This is a genomic window from Rathayibacter sp. VKM Ac-2927, from assembly GCF_022815525.1.
Classification (GTDB): Bacteria; Actinomycetota; Actinomycetes; order Actinomycetales; family Microbacteriaceae; genus Rathayibacter; species Rathayibacter festucae.
In genome coordinates this window covers 433,101-447,855 of the sequence record NZ_JALGRT010000003.1, presented here as the reverse complement: position 1 = coordinate 447,855, position 14,755 = coordinate 433,101, and the positions used below count along the sequence as shown (strand labels likewise).

Below are 14,755 nucleotides of genomic sequence, written 5' to 3'. Positions count from 1 at the left end.
AACCACCTAGTCCGGAAGAGGTCCTCGTTAGCCTGGTCCGCATGGCCAGAACCGTCTCCACCACCACCGCCGTCGACCGCGACGGCATGCTCGACTTCGTGCGACCGCGGCACCGGATGCTCGTCGCCACCACCCGCGCGGACGGCCGGCCGCAGATGTCGCCGGTGTCCGGCGGCGTCGACGCCGAGGGCCGCCTGGTGATCTCGACCTACCCCGGCCGGGCGAAGACGCGCAACGCCGAGCGCCGTTCCGCGGCCTCGGTCCTCGTGCTGTCCGACGACTGGAACGACGCGTGGATCCAGGTCGACGGCGACGCCGAGGTGCTGCACATGCCCGAGGCGGAGGACGCGCTCGTCGACTACTACCGCAGCATCTCGGGGGAGCACCCGGACTGGGACGAGTACCGCGCGGCGATGCGCCTGCAGGACAAGTCGCTGCTGCGCATCACGCCGACGCGCTGGAGCCCGATCGCGACCGGCGGCTTCCCGGCCGACGTCGCGGCGCGGCTCGACGCGCCGCGCCCCGACGTCCTGAACCCCGACGACCGGGCGTGATCCGCCCCCGCCTCACCCGGGCCGGCCGGGCCTGGCGCGACGCGGTGGCCGGCCCGCGGCTGCTGCTCGCGCTGAAGACCGCGGTGGCGGTGGGCATCGCCTGGGCCGTCGCGCCGCACGTGCCCGGAGTCGCCGAGCAGTACCCGTACTACGCGCCGCTCGGCGCGCTGGTCAGCATGTACCCGACGCTGATGGGCTCGGCGAAGACCGGGCTGCAGACGCTCCTCGGGCTCGCAGCCGGCATCGGGCTGGCGGTGCTGGTCGTGGTGACGGTCGGCCCGACCTGGTGGACGATCCCGTTGATCGTGGGCATCGGCGTGGTGCTCTCGGGGACCGGCTGGTTCGGCGCGGGCCGCGAGTACGTGCCGATGGCGGCGCTCTTCGTCCTGATCATCGGCGGCGCGAAGGCGGAGGACTACTCGCTCGGCTACCTCGTGCAGATGGCGGTCGGCGTGGTCGTCGGGCTGCTGGTCAACCTCCTCGTCGCTCCGGGGCTGACCTCCGAGGCGGCGACCGCCCGGGTCGACGAGTTCGAGCGCCAGCTCGGGCGACACCTGCACGACATGGCGACGGCCCTCGAAGAGACCTGGCCGCCCGAGCACGAGGCCTGGTCGACCAACGGCGAGCAGCTCGCGGCGACCGCGACCGAGGTGCGGCGGGCGCTGGTCGACGGCGACGAGAGCCGCAAGGGCAATCCGCGCGCTCTGCTGCACCGGCACAGCTCCCGGACCGACCACCTCCGCCTCGCGACCCTGGACGGGACGCTCTTCCACGTCCGCGACATGACGGCCGCGCTGGCGGACACGATCTGGAACCGCCCGGGCGCGCTGCCCTTCGACGCCGAGCTGGCGGCGCCGCTGAGCGCGGCCTGCCACGCGGTCGGCGACGCGGTGGTGACGGGCGGCTCGCCGGAGGACCGCTCCCTGGAGCCGGCGGAGAGGGCGGTCGACGACCTCGCGCGCGCCGTCGACGCCCGCGCTGCGGCGACCGGAACGAGCATGGGCCCGGGCGTCCTGGTCGCGATCCATCTGCGCCGCATCCTCGTGGAGCTGCCCCGGGACGACCCGCTGCGTACTCCAGCGGCGAGTGCGGAGGGATCGCGTGCGGAAGGATGAGGGGATGACTCCGGAGCTCCTCGACCGATTCGCGCACTGGTTCGACGAGGGGGCGCCGGTCGCGCCGTCGCTGGGCTGGGCGCTGTTCGACCGCGACGGGCTGATCGCCCGGCACGGTCGCGGGGAGCACCGGCTCGACGGCGCCGCGCCGGACGCCGGCACCGTGCACCGCATCGCGTCGATGTCGAAGAGCTTCGAGGCGGCGGCGGTGCTGATCCTCCGCGACCGCGGGCTGCTCGACCTCGACGACCGGGTGAGCGCGCACGTGCCCGAGTTCGTGGATCCTGTCGACGCCGCGGGCCGGGAGCTGCCGGTGACGCTCCGGATGCTGCTCAGCAACTGCTCGGGGCTGCCCGAGGACAACGGCTGGGCCGACCACGTGATGGCGATGCCGCGGGCCGAGTTCCTCGCGCTGATCGCGCGCGGTCTGACCTTCACCGAGCGGCCGGGCGAGGTCTACCAGTACTCGAACATCGGCTTCTGGCTGCTCGGGGTGATCGTCGAGAACGTCTCCGGCGAGGACTTCGTCGCGTTCGCGACCCGGACGATCCTGGAGCCGCTCGGCCTCGCGAGCACACGCTACGACGTGAACCCCTACCCCGAGGGAACCGACCTCGCGCAGGGCTTCAGCAGCTTCGACGAGGGCGCCACCTGGACCGCCCGCCCGTACACCGGCACCGGCGTGGGCGCCTGCGCCGCGAGCATGTTCAGCACCGTCGGCGACATCGCGCGCTGGAGCGGCTGGCTGTCGTCGGCGTTCGAGGGCGCCGACGGCGGCATCGACGACGGGGACGCCGACGAGGCCGTGCTCAGCCGCGCCTCCCGCCGCGAGATGCAGCGCGGCTGGACTCCGGTGCCCGCGCTCAGCCCGCGGGCCGGGGAGAGCACGCTCGACGGCTCCGCCTACGGGCTCGGCCTCGTGATCGAGCAGGACGTCCGCTTCGGAGCGATCGCGCACCACTCCGGCGGGCTGCCCGGCTGGTCCTCGAACATGCGCTGGCACCTCGAGTCGGGCCTGGGCGTCGTGGTCTTCGCGACAACGAACGGCGCCAAGCTCGCCGCCGCGGCCACGGGCCTGCTGCGCGCGGCGCTCGAGGACGCGGAGCCGCCGGCGCGCACCATCGCGGTGCACCCGTCGACGCTGGCGGCCGCGGCGGCCGTCGAGGCGGCGATCGTCGGTCCCGGCGACCCCGCGCGGGCCGAGGAGCTCTCCGGCGGCGTGCTGTTCAGCCCGAACCTCCTGAGCGACGTGCCCGCCGAGGTGCGCGCCCGCCGCCTCGCCGCGGTGCTGGCGGAGGTCGGCGGGCTCGCGGAGGAGCCGACCGCCCGGCCCCTGCGCGAGCGGCTGCTCTGGAGCGCCTCCGCGGCCCACGTCGCCTTCACGCTGCCCGGCCGGGACGGCGAACTCGAGGTCCGGCTGGAGATGACGCCGACCCTCCCCGCGCTGCTGCAGCGCCTGGACGTCGTGAAGCGGGAGGCGCTCGAGTCGCCGCCGGTGGTCCGCTCCTACCGCCCCACCCTGGACTAGGCGCACATCGGGACAGCGCACATCGGAACAGGGCAGGCTGGTCGGATGACTGCGCGCACTCCCGACGACCACCGCCTCGACCGGGTCCGCGTCCGCGGCGCCCGCGAGAACAATCTGCGCGACGTGGACGTGGACATCCCGCGCGACGCGCTCGTCGCTTTCACCGGTGTCTCCGGCTCGGGCAAGAGCTCGCTCGCGTTCGGCACGCTCTATGCGGAGGCGCAGCGCCGCTACTTCGAGTCGGTCGCGCCGTACGCGCGGCGGCTGATCGATCAGGTCGGGGTGCCGGACGTCGACGCGATCGACGGACTCCCGCCCGCCGTCGCGCTGCCGCAGCGCCGGTCCGGTGGCTCGGCGCGCTCGACCCTGGGCAGCGCGACCACGCTCTCGTCCGTGGTGCGGATGGTCTTCTCCCGGGTCGGCACCTACCCCGAGGGCGCGCCGATGCTCCTCGCGGAGGACTTCTCCGCGAACACCGTCCAGGGCGCCTGCCCCGCCTGCCACGGGATCGGCCGCGTCTACGACGTGCCCGAGGAGCTGATGGTGCCGGACGACTCGCTCTCGATCCGCGACGGCGCGCTCGCGGCCTGGCCGACCGCCTGGCACGGCAAGCAGCTGCGCGACAGCCTGATCTCGCTCGGCTACGACATCGACGTGCCCTGGCGGACCCTGCCGGCCGAGGAGCGCGAGTGGATCCTTCACACGCAGGAGTCGCCGCAGGTGCCGGTCTGGACGGATCGCGGACCGGCGGAGGTACGGGCGGCCGTGGCGGCGGGGGCCGAGCCGCGGTACATGAGCACGTTCCTCGGGGTGAAGCGCTACGTGATGGACACCTTCGCGGGCTCGAAGAGCGCCCGGATGCGCGAGCGCGCGGCCACGTTCCTGGTCAGCGTCGCCTGCCCGGACTGCCACGGCAAGCGGGTGAAGCCCGAGGCGCTGGCGGTGAGCTTCGAGGGGTTCGACATCACGGAGCTCTCGGCGCTGCCGCTCGAGGAGCTCGCGGCGCTGCTGGCCCGCGTGCTCGAGCGGGACTGGGTGCCGGTGGGCGGTGGCCCGCTCGCCCCGGAGACCCGGCTCGCCGCCCAGCGCCTGGTCTCGGATCTGCTCGGCCGGATGGCGCCGATCGTCGACCTCGGCCTGGGCTACCTGTCGCTGGACCGCTCGACGCCGACGCTGTCCTCGGGCGAGCTGCAGCGGATGCGCCTCGCGACCCAGGTGCTCTCGCGGCTGTTCGGCGTGGTCTTCGTGCTCGACGAGCCGTCGACGGGGCTGCACCCGGCCGACACGGAGGCGCTGCTCGGCATCCTGCGCTCGCTGAAGGACAGCGGCAACACGGTCTTCTTCGTCGAGCACTCGCTCGACGTGATCCGCGAGGCCGACTGGATCGTCGACATCGGCCCGGCGGCCGGCTCGGGCGGCGGCACCGTCGTCTACTCGGGCGAGCTCGACGGGCTGCGCGAGGTGGACCACTCGATCACCCGGCGCTACCTCTTCCCCGAGACCGCGGAGCCGACGCCGCCGCTGCCCGCCCGGCGGACGCCCGACGCGCAGGTCCGGCTGGTCGACGTGGCGCGCAACAACCTCCGCGGGCTCGACGTGTCGTTCCCGCTCGGCGCGCTGACCGCGGTGACGGGGGTGTCCGGGTCGGGGAAGTCCACGCTGGTCAATCGGGCACTGCCCGATCTGCTGCGCGCGAGTCTGCAGGCGGATCTGGCGGGGGAGAGCCCGGAGCCGGACGAGTCCTCCTCCGACGACCCGCTGCTCGACGCGGACACCGCCGTCACCACCGGCAGCGCGACCGGGCCGGCGGAGCGGCTGCGCCGGGTCGTGCAGGTCGGCCAGACGCCGATCGGGCGCACCTCGCGCTCCAACGTCGCGACCTACACCGGGCTCTTCGACCGCGTCCGCGCGCTGTTCGCGGCGACTCCCGAGGCGAAGCGGCGCCACTACGGTGCCGGCCGCTTCTCCTTCAACATGCCCAGCGGCCGCTGCCCGGTCTGCAAGGGCGAGGGGACCATGGAGGTCGAGCTGCTCTTCCTGCCGACGGTGCAGGCGCCGTGCACGGAGTGCGGCGGGACGCGCTACAACGCCGAGACGCTCGAGGTGACCTGGGGCGGGCGCTCGATCGCCGAGGTGCTCGCGCTGAGCGTGACCGAGGCCCGCGAGGTCTTCGCCGAGGAGACGGAGATCGCCCGGCACCTCGACGCGCTGCTCGACGTGGGCCTCGGCTACGTCGCGCTCGGGCAGCCCGCGCCGGAGCTGTCCGGGGGCGAGGCGCAGCGGGTGAAGCTCGCGTCGGAGCTGCGGCGGGCGCAGCGCGGCGACACGCTCTACCTGCTCGACGAGCCGACGTCGGGACTGCACCCGGCCGACGCGGACCGGCTGCTCGGCCACCTGCAGCACCTCGTCGACGCGGGCAACACGGTGATCGTCGTCGAGCACGACATGCGGATCGTCGCCGACGCGGACTGGGTGATCGACCTCGGGCCCGGCGCCGGAGACGCCGGCGGCGCGATCGTCGCGACCGGCACGCCGGAGCAGGTCGCGCGGGCGGAGGGCAGCCGGACGGCGCCGTACCTGCTGGCCGCGCTGGAGCGGCGCTCGTAGGGCATCGGCGTCGCGCGGAGGGGGAGTGCCCGGCGGGTGGCCGAGGGGCTAGCGTGTGCCGCATGCCCGCCTCCTCCCGCCGTGTCGTCCCGGCGCTCCTCGCCTCCGCCCTCGTCGCCGGGGCTCTCGCCCTCCCGGCGCCCGCCCTCGCCGACACCGCTGTGAAAGCGGGGACGAGCGGAGGCACCAGCTCCGGCGACCCGTACTTCCCCGGCCTCGGCAGCTCGGGCTTCGACGCGCTCAGCTACAGCCTGTTCCTCACCTACGACCCGGCGCCGCGGGCGCTCACCGGCCGGGCTGTCGTGACTCTCGCGCCGACGCAGGAGCTGAGCTCGTTCTCCTTCGACCTGCGCGGACCGACGGTCTCGAAGGTGTCGGTGAACACGAAGGGCGCGGCCTTCACGCAGGTCGGCGACGAGCTGACGATCACGCCGTCCCGCTCGCTGAAGAAGGGCGCGCCGACCCTGGTCGACATCCGCTACGCCGGCACGACCGGCAACCCGGTCGACGGCACCGGCGCCCCGTACGGCTGGTGGTCGACCGACGACGGCGCGCTGGTCGCGAGCGAGCCCGACGGCGCCTCGACCTGGTACCCGGTGAACGACTCGCCTGCCGACAAGGCCCGCTACTCCTTCACCCTCACGGTCCCGGAGGGGCGCACCGCCGTCGCCAACGGGGTGCCGGTGGGCTCGCCGGTCACCCGCAACGGCTGGACCACGTCGAGCTGGGTCGAGACCAGTCCGATGGCGAGCTACCTCGCGATGGTGAACATCGGCGACTACGACCTCGTCCCCTCCCGGGCGGGCGGCGTCGTCAGCATCGACGCGGTCGATCGCGACATCACCGGCGAGGCGCGGGCGAGCACCGAGGCCGCCCTCGCGCGCCAGGGCGAGATCATCGACTACTTCACGGGCGTCTTCGGCGCCTACCCGTTCCGCTCCGGGGGAGCCGTCGTCGACGACGAGGAGATCGGCTACGCGCTCGAGACGCAGGGACGCTCGTTCTACTCGGGCAGCGCCGACACCTCGACCGTCGCGCACGAGATCTCGCACCAGTGGTTCGGCGACAGCGTCACCCCGCGGCTCTGGTCGGACATCTGGCTGAACGAGGGCTTCGCCACCTACGCCGAGTGGCTGTGGGCGGAGCACGACGGCGGCCCGACCGTCGAGGAGTCGGCCGCGGAGGTCGCGTCGATCCCCGCCGACGACCCGTTCTGGGCCACGCAGGTCGCGGATCCCGGCGCGCTCGGCCTCTTCGACAGCCCGATCTACGCACGCGGCGGACTCACCCTGGTCGAGCTGCGCTCCACGATCGGCGACGAGGCCTTCGGCACGCTGCTGCAGCGCTGGGCCGCCGAGAACCGCTACGGCACCGTGGCCACGGCCGACCTCCAGGACCTCGCCGAGTCGGTCTCCGGCCAGGACCTGACCGCCTTCTTCGACACCTGGCTCCGGACCCCGTCGAAGCCCGCGGGCCTCTAGCCGCCGGGCGCCGCCTCGCGGAGCGGTGGATCTCGATACGCCCTCTGCGAGAGCTACTCGATCAGCATGAATCGGCACCGGCGTGCTGAGCAGGCGTGACGGACCCATGTTGGTCGAGTAGCGCGGAGCGCGTATCGAGACCCACCCACCGGGTGACGGTGGATCTCGATACGCCCTCTCCGAGGGCTACTCGGTCAGCATGGATCGGCATCGGCGTGCTGAGCAGGCGTGAGCGGGCCGACGGACCATGAAGCGGCGCATGGGCGAGCGCGAGCGCGCTCATTTCATGTTGGTCGAGTAGCGCGCAGCGCGTATCGAGACCTACCCGCCTGACGAGGGTGGATCTCGATACGCCCTCTGCGAGGGCTACTCGATCAGCATGAGGCGGCGCGTATCGAGACCGGCGTTCGTCAGAACGGGGGTGGTGCGTCGTCGAAGCGGGGGCCCGGCGGGGCGCCGGCGAGGGCGGGTGGGCGGATCGTGACGAGGCGGCCGGTGGGGGTGGTCCAGACGATGCTGCCGTCCTTGCGGGGGACGTAGGTCCAGCGGTCGCCGTGGCGGACGTGGTGGTGGGACGTGCAGAGGGAGACGAGGTTCTCGAGGGACGTCTCTCCGCCGTTGCGCCATTCGATCGTGTGGTCGGCCTCCGCCCGGGACGCGGTGCGGGTGCAGCCGGGGAAGCGGCAGGTCTGGTCGCGCAGCTGGAGGTGCAGACGCATCTGCGGCGGCGGGACTCGGTAGGTGCGGCCGACGGAGACGACCGCGCGGGTATCGGGGTCGGTGAGGACTCGGGTGAACGACGCGCCCCTCTCGACCAGCGCTCGGGCGAGATCGGCCGGAATGAGGCCGTAGCCGTCGAGGTCCGCGGGGGCATCGTCCAGACCGGCAGCAGTCGATGCGGCGAGCGTGAGGCGCACCTCCGCGCGGATCCCGGGCACGTACGACGCCGACACCTGAGGGCCATCGCCCGCGGGTGTGGTGCCGGCGATGTCGCCGTCACGCAGCAGATCGGTGAAGACGTCGGCCTTCAGCTGCGCCAGCGTGCGCTCGTCGCCGCCGTCGCGGAGGGACCGGGCGATGCGGTCGACGCGCTCGGCGATGCCCATCGCGTCCGGCGCGGGCAGCAGCGCGCAGAGCGTCGCCATGCCGTCGACCTCCGGCGAGATCCAGACGGCGCGGTCCTGCCGGGCGCGGACGTGCCGCTGGGCGAGGGGCTCCTCGTGCAGCTCGTCGCGCAGCCGGGCGACGATCCGCCTCAGCTGCGTCGGGGTCACGTCCGGGGCGACCTCGGCGGCGCGCTCGTCGAACCGGGCGCGGGAGCCGGGAGGCAGGGTGGCGGCGGTCGCGCAGACGATCTCGCTCGAGTCCCACAGCAGCCGGCCCTCGGCCAGCAGGGCGCGGGTGCGGGGGAGGTCCTCGACGAGCAGCCGGGCGTGCTCGAGGACCGTCTCCGTGGCCCGCTCGGACAGGCGCAGCTTGACCGCGAACTCGGCCCGGATGGACCGCTCGATCAGGGAGCGCGCCTCGCTGCGGGAGAGTGACTTGCCGCGGGCGAACGCGTCGGGGACGGTGACCGCCGCGCGGTAGGCGAGGTGCAGGGTCTGCGCGCGGGAGAGGAGCAGCTGTGCGGAGGTGCGTCCGATCTCCGCGGCGATGTCGGTCAGCGCGTCGACGGCCGAGAGCGCGCCCGGCTGTCCTGCCGCTCCCGGGTCGCTGTGCTCATCCATACGCGTATTGAACCAGGGACCACCGACACCCGAGCGGTCGCCGGGTGGAACCCTAAGAGAGCCTTCGAAAGTCCGGTCTGTGGAGGAGTGACTCGTCCACGTCAGCCGCCGCACCGGCGGCCCGCCCGCGCAGGGTGACGATCGGCGCCACCTCCGTCCAGCCGAGGCTCGAGTAGAGCGCGCGCCCGCCGACGCTCGCCATCAGGAGTCCCGTGGTCGCGCCGTTCTCCGCCGCCCAGGCGCTGAGGCCGGTCATCACCAGGCCGCCGAGGCCGCGGCGGCGGAACCGCGGAGTCGTCTCGATCCGGTCGAAGACGACGTCGCCGCCGCCGCTCAGCGCCGCCTGACCGCGGGCCGCGACCTCGCCCTCCGCCTCGATGCGGGCGTGCGCGACGCGACCACTCGTCTCGATCCGCACCTGCGGCGGCCTCGCGGCCCTCCGGAGCCGGGTGGTCATCATCCGCTCGTCGCTGGTCACGGGGTCGAGGCCGGCCACCGCGTCGCGCTCGCGCTCGTCGAGGTCCCCGACGATCGTCAGCCAGACGTCGGGCGCGGTGACGGCGGCGGTGAGTCGGCGCAGCTCGGGCAGCGAAGGCTCCGCGATCACGTACTCCCGGGAGCGGGTCTCCGCCGCGACCTCGACGAGCCGGCCGTCCCCGTCGCGCCGCACGAGCATCCCGCGCGACTCGCACCACCCCGCCACCCAGCGGTCCACCAGCTCTCGCGACACGACCATGACGGCACCGTACCCGGACACCCGAGCCGGTCCGATCAGGGCACGAGGTGCTGGGTGATCGATCCGCGGAGCGACCACACCGGCAGAGGGCGGGGGCGGGGCGGGGCCTCTTCAGTCCCGACGTCGTGGGGGTGGGTGGATCTCGAGACGCCCTCTGCGAGGGCTACTCGATCAGCATGCTTGTGTGCGACGTCAGCAGGACGAAGTGGGCGGCTCGCCCCATGCTGGTCGAGTAGCGCGCAGCGCGTATCGAGACCCGGTCGTCGGGTGACGGTGGATCTCGATGCGCCCTCTGCGAGGGCTACTCGATCAGCATGATGCGCACGAGTGACACCTGCGTCTCCGCACGCTGGTCGAGCAGCCCCGCAGGGGCCCCTCGAGAGCCCAGCTGCCCCGAGGACGGCGGTCTGATTCGCGCCCGCATCACTTCTCCGGGGTGACGACGAGGCCGACCCCGCCGCCGCGGCGGACGGGCTCGGCGGCGGCGGTCATCAGGCCGGAGGGGTCGACCTCGATGGCGGCGACCGCGCCGATCTGCGCGGCCGAGGTGAAGGTGTCGCCCGAGGGCGTCAGCTGCTGGCCGAAGGGCGCGAGATCGTCGGCGTAGGCCTCGATGAAGCCGGGCTCGGCGGAGGTGGACGCGGTGTTGCGCTGCGACGCCCGGGGCGCGGCCACCGCCTCCGGCAGCGTCATGCCGAGGTCGATGCGGTTCACGAGCGTCTGCAGCACGGTCGTGATGATCGTCGCTCCGCCCGGCGAGCCGACGACGAACTTCACCGCCCCGTCCTCGAGCACGATCGTCGGCGACATCGAGGAGCGCGGGCGCTTGCCGGGCTCGATCCGGTTCGGGTCGCCCTCCACGGGCGTCGCGGAGAAGTCGGTCAGCTCGTTGTTGAGGAGGAAGCCGCGGCCGGGGACGGTCATCGCCGAGCCGCCGGTCTGCTCGATCGTCAGCGTGTAGGACGCCGCGTTGCCCCACTTGTCGACGACGGAGAGGTGCGTGGTCGAGACGTTCTCGGTGTCCGGCTGCTCCGCGCTGACGGCGGTCGCGCAGCCGACGCCGTCGAGCGCGCCCGGGGCGACCGGCCGCGTGGAGGCGGCCGCCGGGTCGATGGTGCAGTCGCGGGAGTCCGCGAACTCCTGGCTGAGCAGCGTCTCGGTCGGCACGTCGACGAAGGCCGGATCGCCCACGTACGCGCCGCGGTCGGCGAAGGCGCGGGCCGACGCCTCGAGGTAGAGGTGCAGAGCGCTGCCGGTGTCCTCGGCGGCGAGGTCATGGTTCTCGAGGATGTTCAGCGCCTCGCCGATCGCGATGCCGCCCGAGGAGGAGGGCGCCATGCCGTAGACGTCGAGCCCGCGGTAGGAGGTGTGGGTCGGCGCCTGCTCGGACACCGAGTAGCCGGCGAGGTCGTCCTCGGTCATCGAGCCGGCCGGGGCGGGGAGGGTCGAGCCCTCCGCGAGTCGCGGGTTCTGCACCGTGTCGGCGATCTCGGCCGCGAGCGGTCCGTCGTAGAACGCGCTCGGCCCGCGAGCGGCGATCCGGGCGAGGGTCTTCGCGAGGTCCGGGTTGCGGAAGGTGCTGCCGACCGCCGGAGCGTCGCCACCGGGGAGGAACAGCTCCGCGGTGTCGGGGAACTGCTGGAAGCGCTCGAGGTTGTCGAGCGTCTGGCTGCGGAAGGTCTCGTCCACCGGGAAGCCCTTGGCCGCGAGCACGATCGACGGGGCCAGCACGACCGGGAGCGGGAGGGTGCCGAAGCGATCGACCGCGGCGTCCCAGGTCGCGACCGTGCCGGGGACGCCGACCGCGACTCCGGACGAGACGAGCTGCGGGGTGAACGGGTACGGCGCACCGGTCGCCGGGTCGAGGAAGGCGTCCGGAGTGATGCCGGCCGGTGCCGTCTCGCGGCCGTCGATGGTGCTCACCTCGCCGGTCTTCGCATCGAAGTAGACGAAGTAGCCGCCGCCGCCGATCCCGGCGCTGTACGGCTCGGTGACGCCGAGGGCCGAGGCCGTCGCGACGGCGGCGTCGGCCGCGTTGCCGCCGCGCTTGAGCACCTCGAGGCCGACCCGGCTCGCGAGCGCGTCGACCGAGGAGACCGCGCCGCCGGAGCCGACCGACGTCGACGGCGAGACGACCGGACCGCCGAGCGCGTCGCGGAGCTCCTGCGCCGTCGGGAGACCGCGGCTCGGGACGCCGGGGAACGGCCAGTCGAGCGCGGCGGCGGGTGCGGCGCCCGCCACTCCGAGGGAGGCGACGGCGACCAGCGCGAGCGCCGCCCGTCGGAGACTGCGGATCGTGGCCATGGGGTTCCTCCATCGGAACTCGGTGCGGGCGGAGCAGGTGCCTCCAACCTAGGCCGGTGGCGGGTCGAGGGGCCAGCACTCCGCGCCTCCGAGACGGGGGAGGGCGGGCCGGGGACGGCGGAAGGGCCGCCCCGGTGGGGACGGCCCTTCTGCGATCAGTGCCCGGGGATCAGTGCCCGAGGATCAGTGCCCGAGGATCAGCGCTTCACGGTGAAGGCGAGGGTGATCGCCTTGCCCGACTGCGCACCGGTGACCGTGACGCTGTAGTCCCCGGGGGTGGTGGGGGCCTTCGCGGTGGCGGTCAGCGCGCCGTCGTTGAGGTCGCGCGTCGCCGTGCGCTCGGTGAAGAGCGGCGCGGAGCCGATGAGCTGCGTGTCGCCCTGGAAGCCCTCCGCCGTCAGGGTGATCCGGGCTCCGGGGGCGAAGGCGCTGCCCGAGAGCTCGGCGGTGGCGCCGAAGCTCAGGTTCCGGATGTCGCGGTCGAGGCCGAGCGCGTTCGAGATGGTGAAGAACGTGTCGCTCTGGTCGGTGAGGCCCGCGACGTTGGCCGCGCCGGGTCCGTAGGCCGCGATGCGCAGCTGCGTGCCGGTGTGCTGCTGCGAGCCGCCCTCGGCGGCCGTGCCGTAGGACACCTTCATCGTGCTGCCGTCGACCGTCTTCAGCGCGGTGCTGAGCGAGGTCGGCGGGGTGGAGTCGACGATCTGGCTGGAGTGCGCGTGGTCGGCGGTGACGATGACGAGGGTGTTCCCGTCCGCCTCGGCGAACGCGAGCGCGGCCTGGACGGCCTCGTCGAGGTCGACGGTCTCGCCGATCTGGCCGCAGGCGTTCGCGGCGTGGTCCTGCTTGTCGATGCTGGCGCCCTCGACCTGGAGGAAGAAGCCCTCGTCGCCGGTGTCGAGCAGGTCGATCGCCTTCTCGGTCATCGCGCGCAGGGTGGGCTGCTCGGCGGGACGCGCGGGGTTCGCGATGCAGGTCTGCGGCGCGGCGTCGGCGCCGCCGACGGTCGCGGGGGTCGGCGCGTAGCGCACGGGCAGGTTGCCCGAGTTGAACAGGCCGAGCACCGGCGCATCCTGGTCGGCGACGGTCAGCGCGTCGAGCTGGTCCGCCGTACCGGCCGTCGTCGCGTCGCCGAGCACCTGGTAGCCGCGCTCGTCGGCCTGCTGGAACAGGGTCTGCCCGGCCCAGTCGCCCGCCTTCGCGGTCTGCGCGAACGTGGCGGAGCCGCCGCCGAGGGTGAGGTCGGCGCGGGTGTCGAGGATCTGCTCGCTGATCGAGCCGAGTCCGCCGTTCTCGAGCGCGTCGTTCCCGCAGCTGGCGCTGTCGGGTCCGTAGCAGCTGCGCGCGTCGACGTGCGCGGCCTGCACAGCCGGAGTCGCGTCCTGGATCTCGGCGGTGGTGACGTTGCCGGTCTTCAGGCCGTTCGCCTTCGCGATCTCGAGGAGGGTGTCCTTGCGCTCCTGGTCGATGTCGACCGAGATCGCGTTGTCGTAGGTCTTGGTGCCGGTCGCCCAGGCGCTGCCGGTCGCGGCGGAGTCGGGCACGTAGTCCGGGGCGCCCTTGACGGCACCGGTCGCGGGGTCGTCGGCGCGGTAGAGCGAGTACGTCGTGTACTGGCCGGTGATCGGCAGGGCGTCGATACCGGGGAAGCGGCCAGCGGCGCCGTAGGCGTAGTTGCGGGCGACCGTGATCTCGGAGTCGCCCATGCCGTCGCCGATCAGGAGGATGACGTTCTTCGCGTCCTGCTCCTTCACGGCCGCGCGCAGCGAGTCGGAGAGGTCGGCGTCGACGGGGGAGATGCGGGCGGCGCCACCGGTGGCGGCGAGGTCGGCGGCGCCGATGGCGGTGGCCGCGCCGGGGGCGGCCAGGGCGGCGGCGCCGACCAGGGCGACGGCCGTGAGGGCCAGTGCGGTGCGTCCGCGGTGCGCGGAGCGGGGCAGTCGTGTCACGTCGGGGACTCCTTGGGGTGAGGGCCCCTGAGAAGGGGCTCACCCAGCACACTCCTGATTCCCGCTCCCGTGGGTGAACGGCGATGCATAGCCAAGTGAACTTTCCGCCTGCCGGTCCCGGTGGCGAGCGCGTGCGGTGACCCCGTGCGGGGGACAACTCGGGCGGATCCGGCACCGGACTCGAAGCCGAGCATTAGCGTGACCCTCGGTGGCCGCCGCCGCCGTCGAACGCCCCGAGAGGACCCCATGACCAGCCCCCGCCCCGTCTCGCGCCGCACCGCGACGACCGCCGCCCTGTGGAGCGCCCCCGTCCTCCTCGCCGCCTCCGCTGCTCCGCTCGCCGCCGCCTCGACGGCGGTCTCGGCCTCGCTCGGCATCGTCTCCGGCGGGCTCTCGAACGGCGGCGGGGACCTCTACGCGGGCCAGTTCACCCCGGTCGTCTACGCCGCTCGGGACAGCGAGCCCGTGCGCGACATCGTCGCCCGGATCACGTTCGACACGGGCGACAGCGACGTCGTGCTGTCCGACTTCGTCCTCGAGGAGGGCGCCTGGGTCGTCGTGGAGCCGCTCGGCTCCCGCACGCCGGGCGTCGTCGTCCTCGCCTGGTCGGACGCGACCGGCCTCCGAGACGGCGAGTCTCCGGTCCCGCCGCAGTTCAGCGTCCATGCGTCGGGCTACATCGTCAGCTGCCTCGTCTCACTGACGAGCACCTCGGCCGCTCCGATCGAGGACTACCTCACCATCGCGGTGGTCTGAC

General features: G+C 73.5%; 10 protein-coding genes. 6 read left to right on the top strand and 4 right to left on the bottom strand.

What is annotated here, in order from left to right; translation table 11 throughout:
* The first annotated feature begins 41 nt into the window (after positions 1-41).
* The 5 genes from MT353_RS11235 (at position 42) to MT353_RS11215 (ending at position 7,285) form a co-directional block, all read left to right on the top strand.
* Entirely contained in the window at positions 42-554 is a 513-nt protein-coding gene (locus MT353_RS11235) for a PPOX class F420-dependent oxidoreductase (protein ID WP_243599227.1), read from the top strand.
* Positions 551-1,669 (top strand): aromatic acid exporter family protein, encoded by a 1,119-nt coding sequence (locus tag MT353_RS11230; protein ID WP_243624460.1) that lies wholly within the window; start codon positions 551-553, stop codon positions 1,667-1,669. Before MT353_RS11235 ends, MT353_RS11230 begins: the two co-directional genes overlap by 4 nt.
* A gap of 4 nt (positions 1,670-1,673) precedes the next feature.
* Positions 1,674-3,197 carry a serine hydrolase gene (locus tag MT353_RS11225; RefSeq protein ID WP_243624459.1) on the top strand — a complete coding sequence of 508 codons (1,524 nt, stop codon included), beginning with the start codon at positions 1,674-1,676 and terminating at the stop codon, positions 3,195-3,197.
* A 45-nt stretch (positions 3,198-3,242) separates the two neighbouring features.
* A complete protein-coding gene (locus MT353_RS11220) occupies positions 3,243-5,804 on the top strand; it encodes an excinuclease ABC subunit UvrA (protein WP_243624458.1) in 2,562 nt (853 codons plus the stop codon).
* Between the two features lie 62 nt (positions 5,805-5,866).
* On the top strand, positions 5,867-7,285 hold the full coding sequence (locus tag MT353_RS11215; protein ID WP_243624457.1) for a M1 family metallopeptidase: 1,419 nt from the start codon (positions 5,867-5,869) through the stop codon (positions 7,283-7,285).
* 410 nt (positions 7,286-7,695) lie between these two features.
* Here the strand turns inward: MT353_RS11215 and MT353_RS11210 are convergent, their stop codons facing one another.
* From MT353_RS11210 to phoA, 4 genes are all read right to left on the bottom strand, one after another.
* A complete protein-coding gene (locus tag MT353_RS11210) occupies positions 7,696-9,012 on the bottom strand; it encodes an HNH endonuclease signature motif containing protein (protein ID WP_243624456.1) in 1,317 nt (438 codons plus the stop codon).
* Between the two features lie 52 nt (positions 9,013-9,064).
* Positions 9,065-9,748 carry a GNAT family N-acetyltransferase gene (locus tag MT353_RS11205; RefSeq protein ID WP_243624455.1) on the bottom strand — a complete coding sequence of 228 codons (684 nt, stop codon included), beginning with the start codon at positions 9,746-9,748 and terminating at the stop codon, positions 9,065-9,067.
* A gap of 423 nt (positions 9,749-10,171) precedes the next feature.
* On the bottom strand, positions 10,172-12,052 hold the full coding sequence (gene ggt / locus MT353_RS11200; protein WP_243624454.1) for a gamma-glutamyltransferase: 1,881 nt from the start codon (positions 12,050-12,052) through the stop codon (positions 10,172-10,174).
* 197 nt (positions 12,053-12,249) lie between these two features.
* A complete protein-coding gene (gene phoA, locus MT353_RS11195) occupies positions 12,250-13,998 on the bottom strand; it encodes an alkaline phosphatase (RefSeq protein WP_243624453.1) in 1,749 nt (582 codons plus the stop codon).
* A 246-nt stretch (positions 13,999-14,244) separates the two neighbouring features.
* Between phoA and MT353_RS11190 the strand changes: the two genes are divergently transcribed.
* Entirely contained in the window at positions 14,245-14,754 is a 510-nt protein-coding gene (locus tag MT353_RS11190; RefSeq protein ID WP_243624452.1) for a hypothetical protein, read from the top strand.
* Position 14,755: the final 1 nt, after the last annotated feature.

Bases quoted from the DNA above. Each gene is read 5' to 3' on its own strand.
- MT353_RS11235 (WP_243599227.1), top strand. From the start codon at position 42: ATGGCCAGAACCGTCTCCACCACCACCGCCGTCGACCGCGACGGCATG.
- MT353_RS11225 (WP_243624459.1), top strand. From the start codon at position 1,674: ATGACTCCGGAGCTCCTCGACCGATTCGCGCACTGGTTCGACGAGGGG.
- MT353_RS11220 (WP_243624458.1), top strand. From the start codon at position 3,243: ATGACTGCGCGCACTCCCGACGACCACCGCCTCGACCGGGTCCGCGTC.
- MT353_RS11215 (WP_243624457.1), top strand. From the start codon at position 5,867: ATGCCCGCCTCCTCCCGCCGTGTCGTCCCGGCGCTCCTCGCCTCCGCC.
- MT353_RS11210 (WP_243624456.1), bottom strand. From the start codon at position 9,012: ATGGATGAGCACAGCGACCCGGGAGCGGCAGGACAGCCGGGCGCGCTC.
- MT353_RS11205 (WP_243624455.1), bottom strand. From the start codon at position 9,748: ATGGTCGTGTCGCGAGAGCTGGTGGACCGCTGGGTGGCGGGGTGGTGC.
- ggt (WP_243624454.1), bottom strand. From the start codon at position 12,052: ATGGCCACGATCCGCAGTCTCCGACGGGCGGCGCTCGCGCTGGTCGCC.
- MT353_RS11190 (WP_243624452.1), top strand. From the start codon at position 14,245: ATGACCAGCCCCCGCCCCGTCTCGCGCCGCACCGCGACGACCGCCGCC.